The following is a 23084-nucleotide window of genomic DNA, read 5'->3' as shown; positions in this document are numbered from 1 at the left end:
TTTTAAAAAATTAATAATGTTTAATAAAAGAAACTAATAATATTATATATCTCATCTAAAAATTAATATTTCTAATAAATTTTAATTAATATATAAAAAAAATATATCTTAATGTTTTAACGTATAAAATATTTACAATACAATTGCATATTAAAATACAAGGTTCTTAAAATGAATATAACATACCTAATTAAAAAAGATATTGAACACACTTTAATTGATATCGGTTATAAAAATTTCTGTAAACCGATTATTGTATCAAGTAAAAAAACAAAACTAGGTCATTATCAAGTTAACAATCTGATAAAAATAGCTAATATATTAAAATTAGATGTCTATGAATTAGCTAAAAAAATTATATTACATATTAAAAAAAAAAATATTTATAAAAAAATTACATTTTCTCAACCAGGTTTTATTAATATATTTTTTTGTAACCATTGGATTTCTGATCAATTAGAAACAATTTTTACTTCATCTCGACTTGGTATTAATCGTGTAGTTTCAAAAAATATTATAATAGACTACTCTTCCCCAAATATTGCAAAAGAAATGCATGTTGGGCATTTAAGATCTACAATTATTGGAGATGTGACAGTAAGAGCATTAAATTTTTTAGGACATAATGTAATTAGAGCCAATCATATTGGAGATTGGGGAACACAATTTGGAATGTTAATTGCATACTTAGAAAAAATAAATGTACTAAAAAATTATAATTTATCTCTTAAAGAATTAGAATCTTATTATTGTAAGGCAAAAAAAAAATATGATATTGATAAAAAATTTGCAGAAAAATCTAGAAAATATGTAGTGAAATTACAAAATGGAGATCAATATTGTTATTCTATTTGGAAAAAATTAGTATCAATTACTATGCTTGAAAACTATAAGATATACAACAGACTAAACGTTACTTTAAAAAAGATTCATACAATAGGAGAAAGTTTTTATAATACAATGCTTCCTGACTTGATTACAGATCTTAAAAATAAAAAAATAGCCGTACAAAAAAATGGAGTTACTATAGTTTTTTTAAAAGAATTTAAAAATAGATTAGGTCAAGCCATGGGTGTTGTGATTCAAAAACAAGACACAGGATTTTTATATTCTACTATTGAGATTGCTTGTTTGAAATATAGATACGAAAAATTATGTGCTGATCGTATTATATATTATACCGATTCTCGTCAAAGTCAACATTTAATACAAGCATGGACTATTGCAAAAAAAGCTAATTATATACCTTCGCATTTATTGTTAGAACATCATATTTTTGGAATGATGTTATCAAAAAACAAACGTCCATTTAAAACTCGTGATGGAAATAATATAAAACTTAAAGCATTGTTAGATGAAGCTATAGATAGAGCAATAAATTTAATTAAAAAGAAAAAACCTCATTTACCTAAAAAAAAATTAATTTCACTTGCTGAAATCATTGGTATCAGCGCAGTAAAATATTCTGATTTATCTAAAAATAGAAATACTAATTATGTATTTAATTGGGATGAAATGTTAAGTTTTGAAGGTAATACAGCACCATATATACAATATGCTTATACAAGAATTTCTTCTATTATAAAAAAATCTATTATTCCTATACATCAATTAAAAGAAAAAATTATTTTAAAAAAAGAAATCGAAATAACTTTAGCAATAAAAATATTAGAATTTGAAGAAATAATACTGTTAATTTCTCAAAAAGGTACTCCTCATATTTTATGTAAATATCTTTATCAACTTGCAACAAATTTTTCTCATTTTTATGAAAACTGTTCTATACTTTTTTCAAAAAAAATAAATACTTATAAAAGTAGATTAAAATTATCTATTTTAACAGCAAAAACATTAAAAAAAGGATTGAATATACTTGGTATTAAAATAGTTAAAAAAATGTAATATTAATATAAGAGTAATTTTTATATTGATTCAAAACAGTAAGGTGAGGGAATAATGTAGTACTAAATATGCACTACTTACTACCACACCATCTGTATGAAAAATTAAAAATATAATTAGCTATATTGTTTATTCAGAACCAATGATATTAGTTATTTTTATTTGTTTAACATCAGTTATCTCAAATTGAGATAAAACAGTTAATTCTGGAAAACTGTTGCGAAAAAAATTTGATAAAAAATCTCGTAAGGGATGACTAACTAACAATACAAGAGGCGAGTCTATTAATAATTGTTTTTTTATAGTTTGCTTAGTTTTCATAAGTAAATTTTGAGATAAAGTCGGTTCAAGATTATTTGAACCTGATTTAATACTATTTAGTAATAATTGTTCTAAATTAAATTCTAATCCTATTACTTCAATAATGTTTTTTTTGTTAAATAATTTTTGTACAATAATTTTTCTTAATGCTATTCGAACAAGACTAGTTAATTCATTGGGATTTTTTTGAACATCTGCATATTCTGATAATGTTTCTAAAATAGTTCTCATATCACGTATTGGAATATTTTCTAATAATAAGTTTTTTAGTACTTTATGTAAAGTAGTTAGATTAATTACATTAGGAATCAAATTTTCAGTTAATTTAGGCATTTCTGCAGTAACATAATCTAATAATTGTTGAGCTTCTTGACGACCAAATAATTCATCAATATGATGAGAAATTAAAAAATTTAAATGTGTAGAAATTAACATGCTCGATTCTATAATAGAATAACCTTTTTTTTGTGCTTCATTTTTAAATTCTTCATTAATCCAATAACCAGATAAACCAAAATCAGTATTGTATACTTTTTTAAAAGGTAAAGATTCCGTTTCTCTTCCTGAACTAATAGCCATATAAAGATTACAAAAACATTCACCTTTTCCTACTTCCACACCTTTAATAAATATACGATAAATATTTCCTGATAAATTCATATTGTTTTTAATATGCACTAATGGTGGTAAAAATCCAATTTCTTGAGCAATTTTTTTGCGTACTATACGAATCTTATCTAATAAATTACTTGTTTTATTTTCGTCAATCATTGGTGTGAGTTTATAACCTATTTCTATTCTAATTGGATCTTCTAATTTTACATCATTCCATGATGCTTCTGAAATAGAATTATGTACTAATTTATATTTTTTATTAGAGCTTAAAAAATTATTTTCTAAACTATATTGTTTTTCATATAACCACCAAGAAAGAATTAATAATAAAATTGTAAATACTAAAAATATAATATTAGGCATACCAGGTACTAAACCAAGAATACCTAAAACCATTGCACTTAATAAAATAACTTGAGGATTATAAAATAATTGACTAACCATTTGTTCCCCAACATTTTGATTACTACTAACACGTGTCACTATTACACCAGCTGCAGTAGAAATAACTAATGCTGGGATTTGTGCAACTAAACCATCACCAATAGTTAGTAATGTATAAACTTCTACAGCTTTATTTAATAGCATATCATGTTGTATTAAACCAATTATTAATCCTCCAAATATATTAATAACCATAATTAAAATACCAGCAATTGCATCTCCACGTACAAATTTACTAGCACCGTCCATAGAACCATAAAAATCCGCTTCTTGTGTTATTTTAATGCGACGTTTTTTAGCTTGTTCTTCACCAATTAAACCTGCGTTTAAATCAGCATCAATTGCCATTTGTTTACCTGGCATAGCATCTAATATAAATCGTGCACCAACTTCAGCTATACGACTGGCTCCTTTAGTAATAACAATAAAATTAATAATAACCAAAATTACAAATACTACTATTCCAATAGCAAAATTTCCACCTACTAAAAAATGACCAAATGATTCAATTACTCTTCCTGCTGAATTAGCTCCTTGATGACCTTGTAAAAAAATAATACGAGTAGAAGCAACATTTAAAGCTAAACGTAATAATGTAGAAAACAATAAAATTGTTGGAAATGCAGTAAAATCTAATGTTTTACGAGTAAACATAGAAACAAGTAAAATAATGATAGATAAAGCAATATTAAAAGTAAAAAAAATATCTAAAACAAAAGGAGCTAAAGGCAAAACCATCATTGATAAAATCATCAAAATCAATATTGGACCTGAAAGTATTTGCCATTGAATAGTTTTTATACTTTTCAAAACACGAAAAAAAGAAGCAAAATTAATCATTATTTTTATGTTCTCCTTTAACATGAAATTCTGATGGAATCGATAAATTATTAGGTTTTTCAGGAAAAACACCACCTTCTTTTTTCCATTGTCGAACCTTCCAAACCCATGCTAAAATTTCTGCAACAACTTTATAAAATGCACCAGGGATATATTGTCCTATTTCAGAATAACGATATAATGCTCGTGCTAATAACGGTGAAGAAATCACAGCAACATTATGTTTAATAGCTAACATTTTTATTTTTATAGCCATTTTACCTATTCCTTTTGCTATTACTTTAGGAGCATCCATTTTTTCTGCATCATATTTAAGCGCTACAGAATAATGTATAGGATTAGTGATAATGACATCTGCTTTAGGAATATCTGACATCATTCTTCTTCGTACAGTAGCCTTCATTTCTCGACGAATACGCATTTTAATATTTGGATGTCCATCTTGCTCTTTTGATTCCTCTTTTATTTCCTGACGAGTCATTTTTAATTTTTTATAATAACTAAATTGCTGCCAAAAAATATCAAAAAGAACTATAGGCATTAAGCCTAGTATAACTAAAAAACAACAAGTAGCTATTATATTAAAACCATTTAGTAACGCAGATAAATAATTTTGATAAATTAAAAATAATATTTTAGAAAAAGAAAACCATAAATACCAAAAAGATATAATGCTAACTAAAATAATTTTTAATATAATCTTATAAAATTCTATAAATATTTGAAAAGAAAATATGTTTTTTAAGCCATTAAATGGATTTAATTTTATAAAATCAAATTTTAATAATCTGAAATTAAATTTAATCCCACTAAATACAATCGGAGGTATAATAATAACTATAAGTAAAGAAATGAAAAATGGAAATAGAGCAAAGAACATATTTTTTAATAATATTAATATTTCTAATAAGTTATTATTATTTAATAAGATATTTCTATTAAAATAAAAACTCTTTAAAATAATTTTACTTAAATTCAAAACAATATCATCTTTACACCACCATATATTTATACATCCAACTGATATAATTAAAAAAGAATTTAATTCTCTAGAATATTTTGTTTTTCCTTTTTTTTGAAATTTCTTAATATGATGTTCGGTGGGATTTTCTGTTTTGTCTTCATTTGTACTATGATTCATTTTTTAATATTTTAACCTATTTAAATATATAAAAATTTTATTAAACCTCTGTATGAAAAAAAAACAAGTAAATTTTATTAAAAATATCAGATAATTATACAAATAACACTTCATTAAATTTATTAAATAAATTAAATATATATATTGTATATATAAATTGTATAAGCAAAAAAATATTTTTTTATATGAAATAAAAATTATTGTATAATATATTCATTTTTCATAATAAAAATATTATTTTGAGAACTAAATCAATGCTTACTAGTCAATATTTATTATTCACTTTAAAAGATACACCATATGATGCAAAAATTATTAGTCATCAATTAATGTTAAGAAGCGGAATGATTCGAAAAACATCTTCAGGTGTATACATATGGTTACCGACAGGAATTAGGGTACTAAATAAAATTAAAAAAATTATTAAAAAAGAAATGAAAAAAATTAATGCATTAGAAATATCAATGCCGATTATGCAATCTAAAAATTTATGGGAAAATAGTGGAAGATTAAATTTATTTGGAGAAGAATTATTAAAATTCTCTGATCGTCATAAAAATCAATTCATTTTAGGACCTACTAATGAAGAAATGATCACATATTTTATCGGTTCTGAAATTAATTCATATAAAGAACTTCCATTAATTATATATCAGATACAAAATAAATTTAGAGATGAAATACGACCACGTTTTGGAATCATTAGAACACGTGAATTTAACATGAAAGATGCGTATTCTTTTCATTGTGATCAGTCTTGTTTAGAAAATACTTATAATAAATTTTATATCGCTTATATAAATATTTTTAAAAAAATGAATTTAGATTTTTGTGTCGTCAAAGCTGATTCTGGTTCTATGGGAGGAAATATCTCTCATGAATTTCAAGCATTTTCTAAAAATGGAGAAGATGAAATAGTATTTTCTAAAAATAAATCATATTCTTCTAATATAAATATGGCTCAATCTTTAGATACCATTAATTTTTTCAAAAATCCTAATCAATATCAAGTTGATATAAAAAATATTAAAAATAAAAAATCTATAATTTTTTCTAAAAAAATTAATATTCCATTAAAAAATCAAATAAAAACAGTTTTAATTCGTATACAAAATCAGAATATTCAATCAATTATTGCATTATTAATACGAGGTGATCATGAATTAAATTTATTTAAAATAGAAAAAATTCATACATCAGATAAACCAATTATTTTACTTGATGAAAAAGAAATTTTTTTATTAACAGGATTGAAAAAAAAATTTTTAGGACCATTAGGTTTAAAATTTCCTATTATTGCTGATATTTCTGTTTGTAAAATGAAAAATTTTACTATTGGTGCAAATAATAATAATTATTTTTTTGTTAATGTCAATTGGCATATTGATTTACCTATGCCTACAATTAAAGATATAAGAAAAGTAACAGAAGATGATTTAAGTCCTGATGGTTCAGGATATTTAAACATTAAAAAAAGTATTGAAATTGGACATATATTTCAAATTGGTCAAAAATATTCTAAAAAAATACAATCATTTGTGACAACAAAAAATAGCAAAAAAATAAATACTTATATGGGATGTTATGGCATTGGAATTAATCGTATTACAGCAGCAATTATTGAACAAAATCATGATAATCATGGTATTATTTGGCCTAGTATTATTGCGCCTTTTGAAGTTGTAATTTTACCCATAAATATGCATCAATCTAATAAAATTCAAGAAATATCACATATTTTATATCAAGATTTTAAAAAAATAGGAATAGATATTATATTAGATGATCGAAATATACGACCAGGTGTTATGTTTCATGATATGGATTTGATTGGTATTCCACACCGAATTATCATTAGTGAAAATTTAATTAAAAACAATAATGTAGAATATTCTGAAAGAAAACATAAAAAAAATATTTTAATAAATCTGAAAGATATAATTAACTATATTTATCAAAAAATAATGCAATCATAAAAAATATATTAAATTAATTAAGATATTTTAAAGAAAATGATTTTTATGATAATCTAATTTGACTTTTTCATAACCTGGAATTAATTTTAGCTGATTTAAAAAACTATCAGTTATTTTTATTAACCATTTTTTGTTTAATTTTATATTTAAAAATGTTTGTTTTGTATTATAAAAAATAAATACAGGAACATTACCTCTATTTTGTTGATCTAAAAATATATACAACTTTTGTAAAGAAAGATCATCTATTTTTTTTGGATTTAATATAATTGTTAGTTTATGTATATTAATTTCTCTAATGTCATCTAAGCTCATAATATTATAAGCTGTCATTTTAAAATTTTTATATATTAAATTGACGTTTAACATACCTTTGACAAATAAAATATTATTTAACTTTAAAAGATATTCGCGTGAATTTAATAAATTTGAAAAAATGACTACTTCTAAACGACTAGTATTATCATCTAATATAATAATAGCGACACGATTTTTGTTCTTAGTAATCTTAATATTAATAGAAACAATTATTCCAACAACTAAAATCATTTTATTTTTATCAATAAATTGTAATTTAGATAATGTTAAATTATTAATATAGTTTTTTAATTCTTTGAGATATTGATGGATAGGATGTCCTGTGAGATATAAACCTAATACTTGATATTCATTTTTTAAATTATTTTTTTTAGAATCATGAATATTTATACAATTATTTTTTTGTACTTGATCTAATTCATTTTTAAATAAGCCAAATAAACTGTCTTGCTTAAAAGACTTTATTTTTAAAGATTCTTTTGATGCCTTAATAGCATCATCAATTGATTTTAATAAATAATTACGATTTTTGTTTAAGCAATCATAACTTCCAGACATGATTAATTTTTCTAAAACACGACGTGAGATTTTATTAGCACCCATACGTATACAAAAATCAAAAAAATCATGAAAAAAACCATTTTTTTTGCGTTCTCGAACAATATCACATGCTGAGTTTTTTCCTATACCCTTAATAGCACCAAAACCGTATACTATATGACCGTCATTATTAACATAAAATTCATAATTGCTTACATTGATATTTGGCGGTAAAATCTTTAATTGCATGCTCAAAGATTCATTAACTAGAACAATAATTTTTTCTGTATTATCCATATCTGATGTCATAGCAGCTGCCATAAATTCAGCAGGATAATGTGTTTTTAACCATAAAGTTTGATATGATACTAAAGCATAAGCCACAGAATGAGATTTATTAAATCCATATCCTGCAAATTTTTCTAATATATCAAAAATTTTTCTTGAAAATTTTTTGCTAATACCATTTTTATAAGACCCTTCTTCAAAAATTACTCTTTGTTTTGACATATCTTTCAAATTTTTTTTACTCATTGCTCGTCTTAAAATATCTGCACTACCTAATGTATAACCAGCTAATACTTGAGCTATTTGCATGACTTGTTCTTGGTATAATATAATACCATACGTTGATTCTAAAATAGGCTTCAATAATTTATGTTGCCATTTTTCATCAGGATATGAAATTTTTTCACGACCATGTTTTCGATTAATGAAATTATCAACCATACCAGATTGTAAAGGTCCGGGTCTAAAAAGAGCAACTAATGCAATGATATCTTCAAAACAATCAGGTTGTAATCTTTTAATTAAATCTTTCATTCCATCAGATTCTAATTGAAATATACCAGTTGTTTCAGATTTTTTTAATAAATCGAAGCATTTATTGTCGTTAAGAGGAATAGAATCAATATTGATGATTGATTGTTTATTTGAATTTAATTTAATATTAATCATTTGAACAGTATGATTAATAATAGTTAATGTACGTAAACCTAAAAAATCAAATTTAACTAATCCTATATGTTCTATATCATTTTTATCAAATTGAGTAACTGGATTATTACCTTTTTCATCGCAATATAAAGGACAAAAATCAGTAATTTTAGTAGGCGAGATTACTACTCCTCCTGCATGTTTACCAACATTTCTATTTATACCTTCTAATTTTTTAGAAGAATCAATTAAATATTTTACATCTTCATTATTTTTATAAAGATTAGATAATTCAGATCCCTGAGAAAAAACTTCATTTAAAGTAATTCCTGGATCTAAAGGTATTAATTTAGATAATTTATTAATAAATCCATATGGATAACCTAACACTCGACCTACATCTCGAATAACAGCTTTAGCAGTTAATGTACCAAAAGTAATTATTTGTGCTACTGCACTTCTACCATATATTTCTGAAACATGATCAATCACTTTATCACGTTTTTCCATACAAAAATCAATATCAAAATCAGGCAATGAAATTCGTTCTGGATTTAAAAATCTTTCAAATAAAAGATCAAAAGATAGTGGATCCACTTCAGTAATATTTAATACATAAGCCACAAGAGAACCTGCACCAGAACCTCGTCCTGGACCTACTGGTATATTATTATCTTTTGCCCATTTTACGAATTCCATAACAATTAAAAAATAACTTGGAAAACCCATCTTATTAATGACATTTAATTCCATATCTAAACGTTTTTTATATTGAATATAAATATCTTTATATTGTATATTTTTTTTATCATTTACAATACTTAAACGTTTCTTAAGGCCTTCATATGATTTTTTTACTAAATAATTTTCAACACTTATATTACCAGTAAAAAATTTGGGTAAAAAATATTTTCCAGAATATATAAAAACATTACAGCGTTTTGCAATTTCTACACTATTGATTAATGCTTCTGGCACATCTAAAAAAAGATCACACATCTCTTGTGGAGTTTTTAAAAACTGTTCATTACTATAATGATTCTGAATTTTTGAGCATTGCAATGTTTCGCCTTCATTAATTGCAATTCTAATTTTATGAATGTTAAAATCTTCTTTATTTAAAAAACATACATTATTAGTAGCAACAACAGGAATACCTGTCGATAAAGATAAATCTACTGCTAAATTTAAATAATTTTCTTCATTATCTCTATTAGTTCGTAACAATTCCAAATAATAAGAATCAGGAAAATATTTTTGGTAAAAAGAGATGCAATGAGATATTAATGTTAATTTCCCATATATTAATATTTTTCCAATTTCACCTTGACAACCTCCAGAAAGTAATATTAATCCTTTATGCAATTCTGATAACCATTTTTTTTCAATAGTTACATGACTATTGTTAATATATCCTTTTTGATATGCCCGAGAAATTAATAAAATTAAATTTTTATATCCTTCTTGAGTTGATGCTAATATAGTCAATGTTGTTAATTCATTATTGATTAAATTAGAAATAAATTTTACTGTCGCACCTATAATAGGCTTAATACCTAATTTATGAGCTGTTTTATAAAATTTAATTACACCATATAAATTATTATAATCAGTTATTGCAATAGATGCCATGTTTAAATCTGATGCTTTTATAATTAAATCTTCAGGTTTTGATAATCCATCAATAATAGAGTAATCACTATGTACATTTAAGTGAACAAATTTTGGTTCATTCATATATCATCCGAAATTTTGACATTACTATATTTTTTTTGCAAAAATAATTTTAGATTTACAAATTATATTTTTATTAACTGTAGCTTTATTTTTAAAAATAAACATATTCCTTTTAGATTGCAAAAAAGTTATTTCTATAATTATTTGATCTCCAGGAATAACTATATTTTTAAAACGGGCATTATCTATTCCGACAAAATAATATAATTTATTAATATTTAATTGACCTGTACTTTTATATATTAATATACTTGATGCTTGAGCCATTGCCTCAATAATAAGCACACCAGGGAAAATTGGTTCTTTTATAAAATGACCTTGAAAATATGGTTCATTAATAGTGCAATTTTTAATTGCTTTTAAGTATTTAAAATTTTCCAAATGCACAATCCGATCAATAAGTAAAAAAGGATAACGATGAGGTAAAATTTCAAAAATTTTATTAATATTTAAAATATCATATTTCCTATTCAAATATATTAACCTATTTAAAATTGATTTATTAAAAAATATTGTGTTATTAAAAATTATTATTAAATGATCTTTAATAACATCATTTAAAGATTACGTTTATTTTAAATATTACCAATTTCGCCCAAAATGAAACTGAAATGGTTCTAACTCATAATTATTATCCTGTTGCATAGGAATAGAATAAGAAAAAAATAATGGACCAATTGGAGACAACCATTGTAATGATGCGCCAATTGATGAATGAATATTATTTAATATATTGTTTTCTAAAGAAAACATATCAATTTTTTTATCATTATATAACGATATATCCCAAATATTACCAACATCTAAAAATAAAGAAGTACGAAAATAGTTAGAATATTGATGATCTATAAATGGAATAGGAGTAATAATTTCTAGATTAGTGGTGAAAGTTGCATTACCTCCAATAGAATCAATAGATTCACATTTATTATTATTAATATGTCCAATACAATTTTTTAAATTAGCAATATTATGAATTTTTTTAGGGCCTATAGTATTTATACGAAATCCTCGAATATTATTTTCACTATTAGCATAAAAATTTTCATAAAAAGGCAATTTTTCTTTATTTAAAATATTACCTATTCCAAAATGAACATGACTAAAAAAAATAAAGTCTTTGTTCATATTCAGCTGGAAATAATGCTTGCTATCTAATATAAATTTGTAAAAATTATTGTCAGATCCTGGAATTGTATTTTTTCCACTCATATATATTTGATTTCCAGAAATAGGAAAGTAAAAATATTCTAAAGCAGAATGTATCCAAGAATAATTTAAAGTAAAATTATTTACTATTTTATCTTTTAAAAAATTCGAATCTATTGATTGAGATTTAATATTATAAGTATCTATAGTTTTTTCTTGATTATTTATTTCGTTATGAGTATAACCCAAACCAATATTTATGTTATTAAAATTATTAATCATGATGCCTAAACTGCTTTCTAATCCATAAGTTTTTTTTACAAGATAGGAAAAATTATTAAAATTATATTTAAAATCATTATAAAAAAATCTAGTATTTAAATCTTTAATATTTGATATAAAATAAGGATAAATTATTGATATATCTGCATATTTTTGATTATTATTTTTTATAATACTAGCTTTAAAAGAATTTCCAGAACCAAATAAATTATCTTGAGATAAAGAGGTATTAAAACTAATTCCATTATCCATTCCATAGCCTAATCCAAAATTTATAGAACCAGTTGGCTGTTCTTGAACTTTATAAAAAATATCTATTTGATTAGAACCTAAAGAATGTATTTTTTTTATAATTTCGATATTCTTAAAATATTTTGTTTTTTGTAATGATTTTTTCCCTAATTCAATTAAATTTGTATTAATATATTTTCCTTCCATTTGTTTAATTTCACGACGTAATACTTTATCTTGAGTAATTTTATTTCCGATAAAATGAATTCTATGTACAAAAAAACGTTTTTTTATATTAATAAGAAAATTTAATACTATTGTTTTTGTTTGATGATTAATTTTTGGAGTTACTCTAACAAAAGCATCAATATATCCATTTTCAGATAATAATTTTGTTATATCATCAATAATACTATTAATTTTTTCTTGATTATATAACTCATTAGCATGAATTTTAATTAATTTTTTAATGAATCCTTGATATGGAGAAAAATTTCCATTAATAAATATTTTTGAAATACGATATTTTTCACCTTCAGAAATATTAATGGTAATATCAACTTGATTTTTATCTTTAATAAAGTTTATTTTTTTATCATTGATATGGAAAGAAACATAACCATGATTAAAATAAAAATTATTTAACATTTGTACATCTTGATTTAATTGTTTAGGAGAATAGAAACATGTTTTAAAAAAGTTACACCAAATAGAATAATTTTTTGACTTAAATAATGAAATGATTTTTTCTTGAGAAAAATGTTTTGCTCCAACTATTTTAATACTATTAATTTTTTTTGTAACACCTTCATTAAAAAGTATTTTTAAATTTACAGTATTATCTTGAGACAATTGTTTAAATATTTGTATATTCGATTGAAATCTTCCAAGATCATAATAAAAATCTTCTATTGTTTTAACGAATATATTAATAAAAATTGGATCAAACATACTTCCTTTTTGAATGTTTAATTTTTTTAAATATGAATTAAGAATAGAACTTTTAATAATATTATTTCCTGTAACAATAACATTAGAAATTATTGGTTTTTCTTTTACATAAAAGATAATATTTTTTTTTGAATATACTACTTTAATATCTTTAAATTTTTCAGTTGCAAATAAAGACTTAATACTCTTTTGTATATCATATTCAGAAATGACTTTTCCTATGTCCCACATAATACTTTTTGATACTTCAGTTTGCGAAACATGTTGCAATCCCTTAAATTGAATATTATTTATGACACCAATATTTTTTGCATGACTTGAGATACTAAATAATACTAAAAAAGTTATAAAAAATTTTTTAATAAACATTGTTATTATAATTTTTCCTACAATAAAGTGTTGTGCGAATTTTTCAAAATACATGTGTAATAAAAAGAATTAAATAAAAATTTTATTCAAAAAAAAACAATATGTTTTAATATATTTTAAACAACTTTTGTTTTTTCTAAAAACATATTTAAAAAAAATATATTTTGAAATAAATTTATGATTTATTAATTAAATATTTAATAAATAACATAAAATATATAACGATTTCTTAATTTTAAAATCCTCCAAAACGGCGTTCGCGAGATATAAAAAAATCAATAGCATCCTGAAAAACGTACTGATTAAAATCAGGCCATAAAATATCAGTAAAATATAATTCAGAGTAAGCTATTTGCCATAATAAAAAATTACTAATTCTTTTTTCTCCACCTGTTCTAATCACTAAATCTACTGGAAGTAATTGATGAGTAGATAAACATTTAGAAAAAGTATCTTCTGTAACGTCATTAACATTCAAAATACCTTTTTGTACTTTATTAATAATTTTTTTTACACTTTGAATAATATCCCATCTTCCACCATAGTTTGCAGCTATATTTAAAATTAAACCATTATTATTTAAAGTTAATTTTTCTGCTTGATGAATGTTATTTTGTAGCTCTTTATTAAATAATGTTATATCACCCATTACTTTAAATTTAATATTATATTTTTTAAAATTATTCATTTCATTTTCTAACATAAAAGAAAATAGTTTCATTAAATATTGAATTTCAAATATTGGACGATTCCAATTTTCACTACTAAAAGCATATACAGTTAATATTTCTAAATTTTTTAAGATAGAAAATCTTACAGCTTTTTTTAAAGCTTTAAAACCTTCTTGATGACCTATAATACGCATTTTACCTTTTTTTTCTGCCCATCTTCGATTACCATCCATAATAATTGCTATATGACGAGGATAGCATTTTTGAGTTTGTTTATGTTTTGTTAAGAAAGATTTATATCGCATAGCATGTACACATTTTTCTAAAAAAGAATTTTATTAAGATACTTTGTGATTAAAAAAAACATTTTAATCATATTTTATTAAAAATATATACTTTATTTTTTGCTAATATTCTTGATTTTTTATCAATTTCTAAGACATCTTCAATACAATTAGGCTGTGAAAAACAAGCAGATGTTAATGTTTCAATATTAACTTGATAAATTTGATTAAAAGAAATTTGAGAATTAAGAAAGGCTGCTACAGCAATTTCATTAGCAGCATTTAAAACAATCATAGCAGCTTGGCCATCAAAAAAAGCATCAATTGCTAATTTTAAACATGGAAATTGAGAAAAATTAGGTTCAAAAAACGACAATTTTTGAATATTAGAAAGATTTAAGAATTTAATTTTTGTATTTATACGATTAGGCCAAGACATTGCATAAGCAATAGAAATTCGAATATCAGGCACTGATAATTGTGCCAATAATGAACCATCACAATATTGTACCATAGAATGAACAATAGATTCAGGATGAATTATAATTTTAATTTCTGATGCTGCGGCATTAAATAACCATCTTGCTTCAACATATTCTAAACCTTTATTCATCATTGTTGCTGAATCTACAGAAATTTTTTTTCCCATAGACCAATTAGGATGAGAACATGCTTGATTTGGAGTAACATGAGATAAATCTGATTCAGAATAATTATAAAAAGGACCTCCTGATCCAGTTAAAATAATATGATCAATACCATTTTTCTTTAAATTAGAAAAACCTATTTTTTTTTGAATTTTTAAAGGTAAAACTTGAAAAATAGCACTATGCTCACTATCAATTGGTAAAATTTTAGCTCTACTAGAAGCAAGTGCTTTCATAAATAAATTACCACACGTAATTAAAGATTCTTTACTAGCTAATAATATTGTTTTACCAGCATGTATAGCAGATAATATTGGTAACAAAGCCGCCATTCCAACAATTGCAGCTATTACTTGATCTGTTTCTTTCAAAGAAGCTAAATAGCAAATATCTTTTTCACCAGAAAGAACTTGAGTTTTTATTTTTTTACTTTTGAGTTTTTTTCTTAATATATTCGCAGATTTTTCATCTTGCATTGCTACCCAATCTGGTGAAAATAACTCGCATTGTTTTAGCATAATCGTAACATTTTTATTCGCGACTAAAGCAATTACTTTAAAAAAATTTGGATTTTTTTGAACAATAGATAACGTATTGATACCAATAGAACCAGTTGATCCTAAAATGGTTATTTTTTTCATAAATTTTCTTAATTATAAACATTTATATGTTTTTATATACATCGATTAAAATATACATAACTTAAACAATTTAAATTTGCATTAATTCCATTTCTTTTTTTAACAAAATAGAATCTATTTTTTTAACATATTCATTTGTCATTTTTTGAATATTAATTTGAGCAATATGTTCATCATCTTTACTAATTATCTTATTTTTAAGATGTTTTTTAATAATATCGTTTGAATCTCTACGAATATTACGAATACTAATACGACTATTTTCAGCATCACTACGAATAACTTTAACTAATTTTTTTCTTCTTTCTTCTGTTAATGCCGGTATTAATATTAATATATCTTTACCATGTACAATTGGATTTAAATCTAAATTCGAATTTAAAATAGCTTTTTTAATTAATGACGTAATAGAACTATCAAAAATATTAATTTTAAGAGTATTAGAATTTTCAACAGTGATATTAGACAATTGACATAAAGAAGTTTTAGCACCAAAATATTCAATATAAATATTATTTAATAATTTAGGTGATGCTCGACCAGTTTTAATATTGTTAATATTATTTTTAAATGTTTCAATACATCCTGTCATTCTTTCACGAGTTGTTATATTAATTTGATTAATCACATGATTACCTATAAAAATATTTTTGAATTTATTAAAAGATAATTTATATAATAAATATTATTATTTTAAGTATGTTTAATTATAAATTTAACCTCTAATCATTGTACCTTCATAATTATTATTATTAGTAATAATACGATATAAAGATCCAGGTTTTTTTATATTAAATACTACAATTGGTAAATGATGATCTCTTGCCAGTACAAAAGCAGATAAATCCATTACTTTTAATTCTTTTTTAAGAACATCTTTATAAGTTAATTCTTTATATAAAACAGCATCAGTATATTTTTTTGGGTCTTTAGAATATACTCCGTCTACCTTAGTTCCTTTAAAAACAATATCAGATTTAGTTTCAATAGCACGTACACAAGCTGCAGAATCAGTTGTAAAAAAAGGATTACCTATACCTGCAGCAAAAATAAGAACAAAATTATTAGATAATAAATGAATTGCTCGCTCATAATTATATATTTCACAAATACCATTCAGTGGTATCGCAGACATTAAACAAGTATTAATAGATGAAATAGAATTAATCATATCTCTCATTGCTAAACTATTAATTACTGTTGATAATATACCAATATGATCAGAAACTACTCGATTTAAACCTAATGTAGATAAATGTGTTCCACGGAACAAATTACCACTACCAATTACTAAACTTACTTGAATACCAATATCTACTATAGACTTAATTTCTTTTGCTATTCTTTTTAAAGCATGTATATCAATTCCAAATTTATTCACTCCTTGTAAAACTTCTCCACTAATCTTTAATAAAATACGTCGATATAACAATTGCTTATGTGTGAACATATTTCAACCTAAATATATTTTTTTATTAATGTATTTTAAATTTATTTTTATTTAGAAATATTTTCACCTAATTCAAATCTATAAAATGATATAATCTGTGCATTATTTTCATTTAATACGTCACCTACTGTTTTTTTAGGATTTAAAATAAAATTTTGACCTACTAAAGAAATATTATTAATAAATTTATTCATTCTTCCTTCTATAATTGTTTTTAACACATTCGATGGTTTTTTAAAATTTTTAACTAATTCCGATTGAATTTTATATTCACGATTCCATACTGTACTAGGGATATTTTTTGGATATAAATATTCTGGCTTACTTGCAGCTATATGCATAGCAATATTTTTTAATATTGTTTTTGTTAATCCAACAGCACTGACTAATACACCAATTCTAATACCATGTACATACGAATAAATACTTTCTCCTTCTATCCAACAAAAACGTCGAATATTAATATTTTCACCTACTTTTAAAATTAAATCTGTTCTTTGTATTTCAAATATATTTTTAATTTGATCAATGTTTTGTATTTTGTTTTTTAGTGATTGTGATATAATTTTTTGTCCTAAATTAACAAATAAATTATCTTTAGAAACAAAATCTGTTTCACAATTTAATTCTAACATCACACCAAAATTATTTTGAATACCTGAAAAAATTACTCCTTGATTAGTAATTTTTTTATTTTTTTTTTCAGCGCTTAATTTTCCTGATTTTCTTAAATTATCAATAGCTGATTCTATATTTCCATTTTCTTCTATTAATGCTCGCTTACATTCTAAAAAACTTATTCCTGTACGAGATCTAAGATTCTTAATAAGATCTGCGGTAATGCTATTACTGATCATGTATAATATTCCTATTTGAAAATTTTTATTTGAATAAATTAATATGTATTATGATGTATTATGACGTATTATGCGTATGAAAAAGATTTATATATCATTTTTTAAATCAATTAATGTGTCATTATGATTTATTTTAGAAAAAATTAGTGATACAAATTTTAAATACAAAGTTACCGATCTAATAGCATCATCATTACCAGGTATAATATAATCTACTCCATCAGGATTAGAATTAGTATCAACTATGGCAAATACAGGAATACCTAAATTATTTGCTTCTTTAATAGCAATATTTTCATGTGCAGCATCAATTACAAATAAACAATCAGGCAATCCTCCCATATTTTTAATACCTCCTAAACTGTTTTCTAACTTATATAATTCTCTTGATCTTATTAAAGCTTCTTTTTTAGTTAATTTAGAAAAAGTACCATCTTTTGATTCTATTTCTAAATCTTTCAAACGTTTTATAGATTGACGAACAGTTTTCCAATTTGTTAACATGCCACCTAGCCAACGATGATTGACATAAAATTGTTCGCAATTAATAGCAGTTTCTTTTATTCCTTTACTAGCAGCTCGTTTAGTACCTACGAATAATATTCTTCCTTTTCTTAAATATATTTTTTTTAATTCATTCAGAGCTAAATTAAACATTGGAAGAGTTTTTTCTAAATTAATAATATGAACTTTATTACGTACGCCAAAAATAAACGGTTTCATTTTTGGATTCCAATAACGTGTTTGATGACCAAAATGAACGCCAGCTTTAAGCATATCACGCATTGATATCATTTCCATAACTACTCCTGATTATATAAAATATTAAATAATTTATTAAGTAATATATTAAAAAAAAGCAAATATCAATATATTAATATTATCTTCTCTTTTTTTTTAAAATATAAAATATGTTTATATCATATTTTTTTATAAAAATTTATTGATATATTTTAAATTAAATCAAAAAAAAAAAATAGATTTTATATGTATAATTTAAATATATCTTAAATTTTAAAAATTGATATAAAAAACGGCGAAATATTATGAGTTGTATAATTAAAACAGAATTAGAAATAAAAAAAATGCGAATCTCTGGACAACTTGCAGCTGAAGTATTAGAAATGATAGAAAAATACGTTCAACCAGATATGAATACTGAAGATCTCAATATAATTTGTCATGATTATATTGTAAACAAAAAAAAAGCAATTCCAGCATGTTTAGGTTATCATGGCTTCCCAAAATCTATCTGTGTTTCTATTAATGATGTAGTATGTCATGGTATTCCTAATAAACAACAAATATTTAAAGAAGGAGATATAGTTAATATTGATATCGCAGTTATTAAAAATCAATATTATGGTGATGTTTCAAAAATGTTTTTTGTAGGTCAAGTAAATACTTTATCAAAACGTTTATGTCAAGTAGCTCAAGAAAGTCTGTATTTATCTTTAAAATTAATTCGACCAGGTATACCATTATACAAAATTGGAAAAATAATTGAAAAATATGTTAACAAAAATAATTTTTCTGTTGTACAAGAATATTGTGGTCATGGAATTGGTCGAAATTTTCATGAAGAACCTCATGTATTACATTATTATAATAAAGAAAACAGTATTATTTTAGAAAAAGGAATGATTTTTACTATTGAACCTATGATTAATTCTGGAGCTCGACAAGTAAGATGTATGCCAGATGGTTGGACTATAAAAACTAAAGATCATTCGCTATCAGCACAATATGAACATACTGTATTAGTAACAGATTATGGTTGCGATATTTTAACATGGCAAAAAGATGAAAAAATTTCTCCAAAACTAATTAATAAAAAGTAAATTTTTAATAAAAAATATTTAATTTTTCAAAAAAAATAAGTTTAAAAAAAATAGGTTTATATGAATAATGAGAAAACTAAAACAAGTAGTTGAAAAAGTATATAAAAATAAAAATAAAATTAATTTCAATGATCTTGATCATGATGTTATAAAAAGTATCTTTGAAATTATTACATTATTAAATTCTGGTTCTATTAGAATTGCAGAAAAAAAAGACAATATTTGGATTACACATGAATGGTTAAAAAAAGCAGTTTTACTATATATGTATATCAAACAAAATAGAATTATTAAAGGTAATCATACTAATTATTATGATAAAATTCCATTAAAATATGAACAATATAATGAAGATCAGTTTCAAAAAGAACAAATTAGAATAGTACCCCCAGCCACAATCAGATACGGTGCATTTATAAATTATAAAACAGTTATCATGCCTTCTTATATTAATATAGGATCATATATTGATACAGGTAGTATGATAGATACTTGGGCTACTATAGGATCATGTGCTCAAATTGGAAAAAATGTGCATATATCTGGTGGTGTAGGTATAGGAGGTGTATTAGAACCATTACAAAATAACCCTACGATTATTGAAGATAATTGTTTCATTGGAGCTCGTTCTGAAATTGTAGAAGGAGTAATCATAGAAACAGGATCGGTTATTTCTATGGGTGTTTTTATTGGACAAAGTACTAAAATTTATGATAGAGAAAATGACAAAATTTTTTATGGAAAAGTACCAGCCAATTCTGTAGTTGTATCTGGAAGTTTACCATCAAAAAATAAAAAATATAATCTTTACGCTGCTATTATTGTAAAAAAAGTAGATTCAAAAACATTAAAAAAAACAGAAATTAATCAATTACTTAGACATGTTACTTAAAAAAAACCGCCCGTATTTTGCGGGCGGTTGTAACAATTATTTCTCACTGACTAAATATATAGTATTATTGCCTCGTTTAACCATAAAAACTAATATTTTAGGTTTTGCATCTAAAATAATTTTTAACTCATCTAAATTACTAATTAAATTTTGATTAATTCCAACAATTATATCATTTTTTTTAAAACCAATTTTTGATGCTGTAGTATTTAATTTCACATTCTTTACTTTAACAACTTGTCTTCCATTAGTTGTAACATTATTTAATTCTATACCTTCTATTCCCAGATAAACAGTTTCTGAATTTAAATTATTTCTAGTTGACTGTTTTAATTCAACAACAATATTTTTAATATTTCCTTCTCTAAATATTCCTAATTCCATTTTTGTTTTTACCGGTAATGCTCCAATCTCAGCACGTAATGCAGCAAAACTAGGAATAGGTTTTTTATTTAAAGAAATAATAATATCTCCGGCTTTAATACCTGATTCAAATGCAGAAGAATTCGGCACCACTTGACTTACAAATGCACCTTTTTGTACATTAATTTTCATAATTTTTGCTAAATTTGAATTAAGTTCCATACCTATTATACCTAATTCTCCTCGTCTAACTTGTCCAAATTGGACTATTTGTTCAGCTAAACTCTTCACCATATTTCCTGGAATAGCAAAGCCTATTCCAATATTTCCACCATCGGGAGCTAAAATAGCAGTATTAATACCTATTAATTCACCATTTAAATTTACTAAAGCTCCACCAGAATTACCTCGATTAATTGCTGCATCAGTTTGAATAAAGTTTTCATAATGCTCAATATTTAATCCACTTCGTCCTAAAGCAGAAATAATACCAGAAGTAACTGTTTCTCCTAATCCATATGGATTGCCAATAGCTACAGTATAATCTCCTACTCTTAATAAATTAGAATCAGCAATTTTTATAGCACTTAAATTATTAGCATGCTTTAATTGTATTAAAGCTATATCAGAACGTGAATCCTTACCAATAATATGAGCGTCATAACGACGTCCATCACTTAATTGAACCTGAATTTTATTTGCATGTTCAACAACATGATGATTTGTAACAGCATATCCCTTTTCAGCATTAATAATAACACCTGAACCTAATGCTTGAAATTTTTCATGAGTATTATGAGAATTAGGATTTAATTGACAAAAAGGAGAATTATAAAATGGTGAATTCTCTTGACAAAAAGGAGAGTTATCACCAAAAAACGGTTGAAATGGATGAGGTATACGTGTAGTACGTACTATTGTGCTACCTTCAACATTAATGCTAATAACTGACGGCATTACTTTTTCTAACATTGGAGCTAAACTAGGGCATGCTGAGTTAGAAATAATGTTACTTTGCTCTTTATTAGCACCAACATTCCCCCAAGACATGCCTAAACTAAATAATACAGTTAAAATTAAAGTTGTTTTTCTTAATATTATAACGAATTTTTTCATTATTTCTTTCTCATAATTACAATCTAAACTACAAATAACAATATTATTATAAATGACATTATGTCATGAGATAAATTTTTATTATACACTTCATCACCATTGAACTCCATTACTCTTAAATATCTATTTTAAAATATTTACAACATAAAAATTTATACTAATAATAAAATATAAAAATTTACAAAAAATTCTCATAAAAAATAACATAAATTATATGATTTAGCATTAAAATAAAAAATATAGCTAGGAAAATTAAAATGTATTATTTATCAATATAAATAAAAATTGTTTTATTCTTAAAATAATAAATTTATAGTATCGAAAATTAATTTAATGAATAATAAATAGTATAATCAAAAAAAATATTAAAATTACTATTGCCGTCAAAAGAAAAATTTTTTAATCATATTTTTTCTAAAATATAACACTTATTATAATTTAGTGATCTTATGATGTATTTTTAAAATTTTTAAATAAACACATTTAAAACTTATAAAATCATTCATATTAGCCTCAGAAAATATAAATTCGTGTTAAAAAATTATTTATTCTATTTATCTAGTTATTCAA

General features: G+C 23.5%; 16 protein-coding genes. 4 read left to right on the top strand and 12 right to left on the bottom strand.

What is annotated here, in order from left to right; genetic code table 11:
* Positions 1-171: 171 nt before the first annotated feature.
* Positions 172-1902: an arginine--tRNA ligase gene (gene argS, locus BUAMB_RS01130; protein WP_014499951.1), complete on the top strand. Its 1731-nt coding sequence runs from the start codon at positions 172-174 to the stop codon at positions 1900-1902.
* A 129-nt stretch (positions 1903-2031) separates the two neighbouring features.
* On the opposite strand, the gene flhA is transcribed toward argS, so the two are convergent.
* Entirely contained in the window at positions 2032-4122 is a 2091-nt protein-coding gene (flhA, locus tag BUAMB_RS01125) for a flagellar biosynthesis protein FlhA (protein WP_014499950.1), read from the bottom strand.
* Positions 4115-5263 carry a flagellar biosynthesis protein FlhB gene (flhB, locus tag BUAMB_RS01120; RefSeq protein ID WP_014499949.1) on the bottom strand — a complete coding sequence of 383 codons (1149 nt, stop codon included), beginning with the start codon at positions 5261-5263 and terminating at the stop codon, positions 4115-4117. Before flhB ends, flhA begins: the two co-directional genes overlap by 8 nt.
* A 254-nt stretch (positions 5264-5517) precedes the next feature.
* On the opposite strand from flhB, the gene BUAMB_RS01115 reads away from it, so the two are divergent.
* Entirely contained in the window at positions 5518-7239 is a 1722-nt protein-coding gene (locus BUAMB_RS01115) for a proline--tRNA ligase (protein ID WP_014499948.1), read from the top strand.
* A gap of 27 nt (positions 7240-7266) precedes the next feature.
* Here the strand turns inward: BUAMB_RS01115 and dnaE are convergent, their stop codons facing one another.
* From dnaE to rpsB, 9 genes are all read right to left on the bottom strand, one after another.
* The gene (gene dnaE / locus BUAMB_RS01110) at positions 7267-10770 is read right to left on the bottom strand and encodes a DNA polymerase III subunit alpha (RefSeq protein ID WP_014499947.1); all 3504 of its coding nucleotides are present in this window, start codon (positions 10768-10770) and stop codon (positions 7267-7269) included.
* A 24-nt stretch (positions 10771-10794) separates the two neighbouring features.
* Positions 10795-11244, bottom strand: coding sequence for a 3-hydroxyacyl-ACP dehydratase FabZ (fabZ, locus tag BUAMB_RS01105; protein ID WP_014499946.1), 450 nt, complete (start codon positions 11242-11244; stop codon positions 10795-10797).
* A gap of 108 nt (positions 11245-11352) precedes the next feature.
* The gene (gene bamA, locus BUAMB_RS01100; RefSeq protein WP_044035053.1) at positions 11353-13752 is read right to left on the bottom strand and encodes an outer membrane protein assembly factor BamA; all 2400 of its coding nucleotides are present in this window, start codon (positions 13750-13752) and stop codon (positions 11353-11355) included.
* A gap of 235 nt (positions 13753-13987) precedes the next feature.
* Positions 13988-14728, bottom strand: a complete 741-nt coding sequence (gene uppS, locus BUAMB_RS01095; protein WP_014499944.1) for a polyprenyl diphosphate synthase — start codon at positions 14726-14728, stop codon at positions 13988-13990.
* Between the two features lie 67 nt (positions 14729-14795).
* Complete coding sequence (ispC, locus tag BUAMB_RS01090) at positions 14796-15995, bottom strand: 1-deoxy-D-xylulose-5-phosphate reductoisomerase (protein ID WP_014499943.1); 1200 nt, start codon at positions 15993-15995, stop codon at positions 14796-14798.
* A 70-nt stretch (positions 15996-16065) separates the two neighbouring features.
* On the bottom strand, positions 16066-16623 hold the full coding sequence (gene frr / locus BUAMB_RS01085; RefSeq protein WP_014499942.1) for a ribosome recycling factor: 558 nt from the start codon (positions 16621-16623) through the stop codon (positions 16066-16068).
* Positions 16624-16710: 87 nt separating this feature from the next.
* Entirely contained in the window at positions 16711-17445 is a 735-nt protein-coding gene (gene pyrH, locus BUAMB_RS01080) for a UMP kinase (RefSeq protein WP_014499941.1), read from the bottom strand.
* A 47-nt stretch (positions 17446-17492) separates the two neighbouring features.
* Positions 17493-18302: a translation elongation factor Ts gene (gene tsf, locus BUAMB_RS01075; RefSeq protein ID WP_014499940.1), complete on the bottom strand. Its 810-nt coding sequence runs from the start codon at positions 18300-18302 to the stop codon at positions 17493-17495.
* A gap of 87 nt (positions 18303-18389) precedes the next feature.
* Positions 18390-19103 carry a 30S ribosomal protein S2 gene (gene rpsB, locus BUAMB_RS01070; RefSeq protein WP_014499939.1) on the bottom strand — a complete coding sequence of 238 codons (714 nt, stop codon included), beginning with the start codon at positions 19101-19103 and terminating at the stop codon, positions 18390-18392.
* 245 nt (positions 19104-19348) lie between these two features.
* On the opposite strand from rpsB, the gene map reads away from it, so the two are divergent.
* Both map and dapD read left to right on the top strand, forming a co-directional pair.
* Entirely contained in the window at positions 19349-20143 is a 795-nt protein-coding gene (map, locus tag BUAMB_RS01065) for a type I methionyl aminopeptidase (protein ID WP_014499938.1), read from the top strand.
* A gap of 67 nt (positions 20144-20210) precedes the next feature.
* Positions 20211-21035: a 2,3,4,5-tetrahydropyridine-2,6-dicarboxylate N-succinyltransferase gene (gene dapD, locus BUAMB_RS01060; protein WP_014499937.1), complete on the top strand. Its 825-nt coding sequence runs from the start codon at positions 20211-20213 to the stop codon at positions 21033-21035.
* A gap of 36 nt (positions 21036-21071) precedes the next feature.
* On the opposite strand, the gene degP is transcribed toward dapD, so the two are convergent.
* Positions 21072-22514 (bottom strand): serine endoprotease DegP, encoded by a 1443-nt coding sequence (degP, locus tag BUAMB_RS01055; RefSeq protein WP_014499936.1) that lies wholly within the window; start codon positions 22512-22514, stop codon positions 21072-21074.
* Between the last annotated feature and the right edge of the window lie 570 nt (positions 22515-23084).

It is taken from the genome of Buchnera aphidicola str. Ua (Uroleucon ambrosiae) (genome assembly GCF_000225465.1).
Lineage (GTDB): Bacteria > Pseudomonadota > Gammaproteobacteria > Enterobacterales > Enterobacteriaceae > Buchnera > Buchnera aphidicola_B.
Note: the sequence above shows the minus strand (reverse complement) of the source record. Positions and strands in the feature narration are given on the sequence as shown.

Excerpts from the sequence above, each read along its gene's own strand:
- argS (WP_014499951.1), top strand. The coding sequence starts at position 172 with ATGAATATAACATACCTAATTAAAAAAGATATTGAACACACTTTAATT.
- flhA (WP_014499950.1), bottom strand. The coding sequence starts at position 4,122 with ATGATTAATTTTGCTTCTTTTTTTCGTGTTTTGAAAAGTATAAAAACT.
- flhB (WP_014499949.1), bottom strand. The coding sequence starts at position 5,263 with ATGAATCATAGTACAAATGAAGACAAAACAGAAAATCCCACCGAACAT.
- BUAMB_RS01115 (WP_014499948.1), top strand. The coding sequence starts at position 5,518 with ATGCTTACTAGTCAATATTTATTATTCACTTTAAAAGATACACCATAT.
- dnaE (WP_014499947.1), bottom strand. The coding sequence starts at position 10,770 with ATGAATGAACCAAAATTTGTTCACTTAAATGTACATAGTGATTACTCT.
- bamA (WP_044035053.1), bottom strand. The coding sequence starts at position 13,752 with ATGTTTATTAAAAAATTTTTTATAACTTTTTTAGTATTATTTAGTATC.
- uppS (WP_014499944.1), bottom strand. The coding sequence starts at position 14,728 with ATGCGATATAAATCTTTCTTAACAAAACATAAACAAACTCAAAAATGC.
- ispC (WP_014499943.1), bottom strand. The coding sequence starts at position 15,995 with ATGAAAAAAATAACCATTTTAGGATCAACTGGTTCTATTGGTATCAAT.
- pyrH (WP_014499941.1), bottom strand. The coding sequence starts at position 17,445 with ATGTTCACACATAAGCAATTGTTATATCGACGTATTTTATTAAAGATT.
- tsf (WP_014499940.1), bottom strand. The coding sequence starts at position 18,302 with ATGATCAGTAATAGCATTACCGCAGATCTTATTAAGAATCTTAGATCT.
- rpsB (WP_014499939.1), bottom strand. The coding sequence starts at position 19,103 with ATGGAAATGATATCAATGCGTGATATGCTTAAAGCTGGCGTTCATTTT.
- map (WP_014499938.1), top strand. The coding sequence starts at position 19,349 with ATGAGTTGTATAATTAAAACAGAATTAGAAATAAAAAAAATGCGAATC.
- dapD (WP_014499937.1), top strand. The coding sequence starts at position 20,211 with ATGAGAAAACTAAAACAAGTAGTTGAAAAAGTATATAAAAATAAAAAT.
- degP (WP_014499936.1), bottom strand. The coding sequence starts at position 22,514 with ATGAAAAAATTCGTTATAATATTAAGAAAAACAACTTTAATTTTAACT.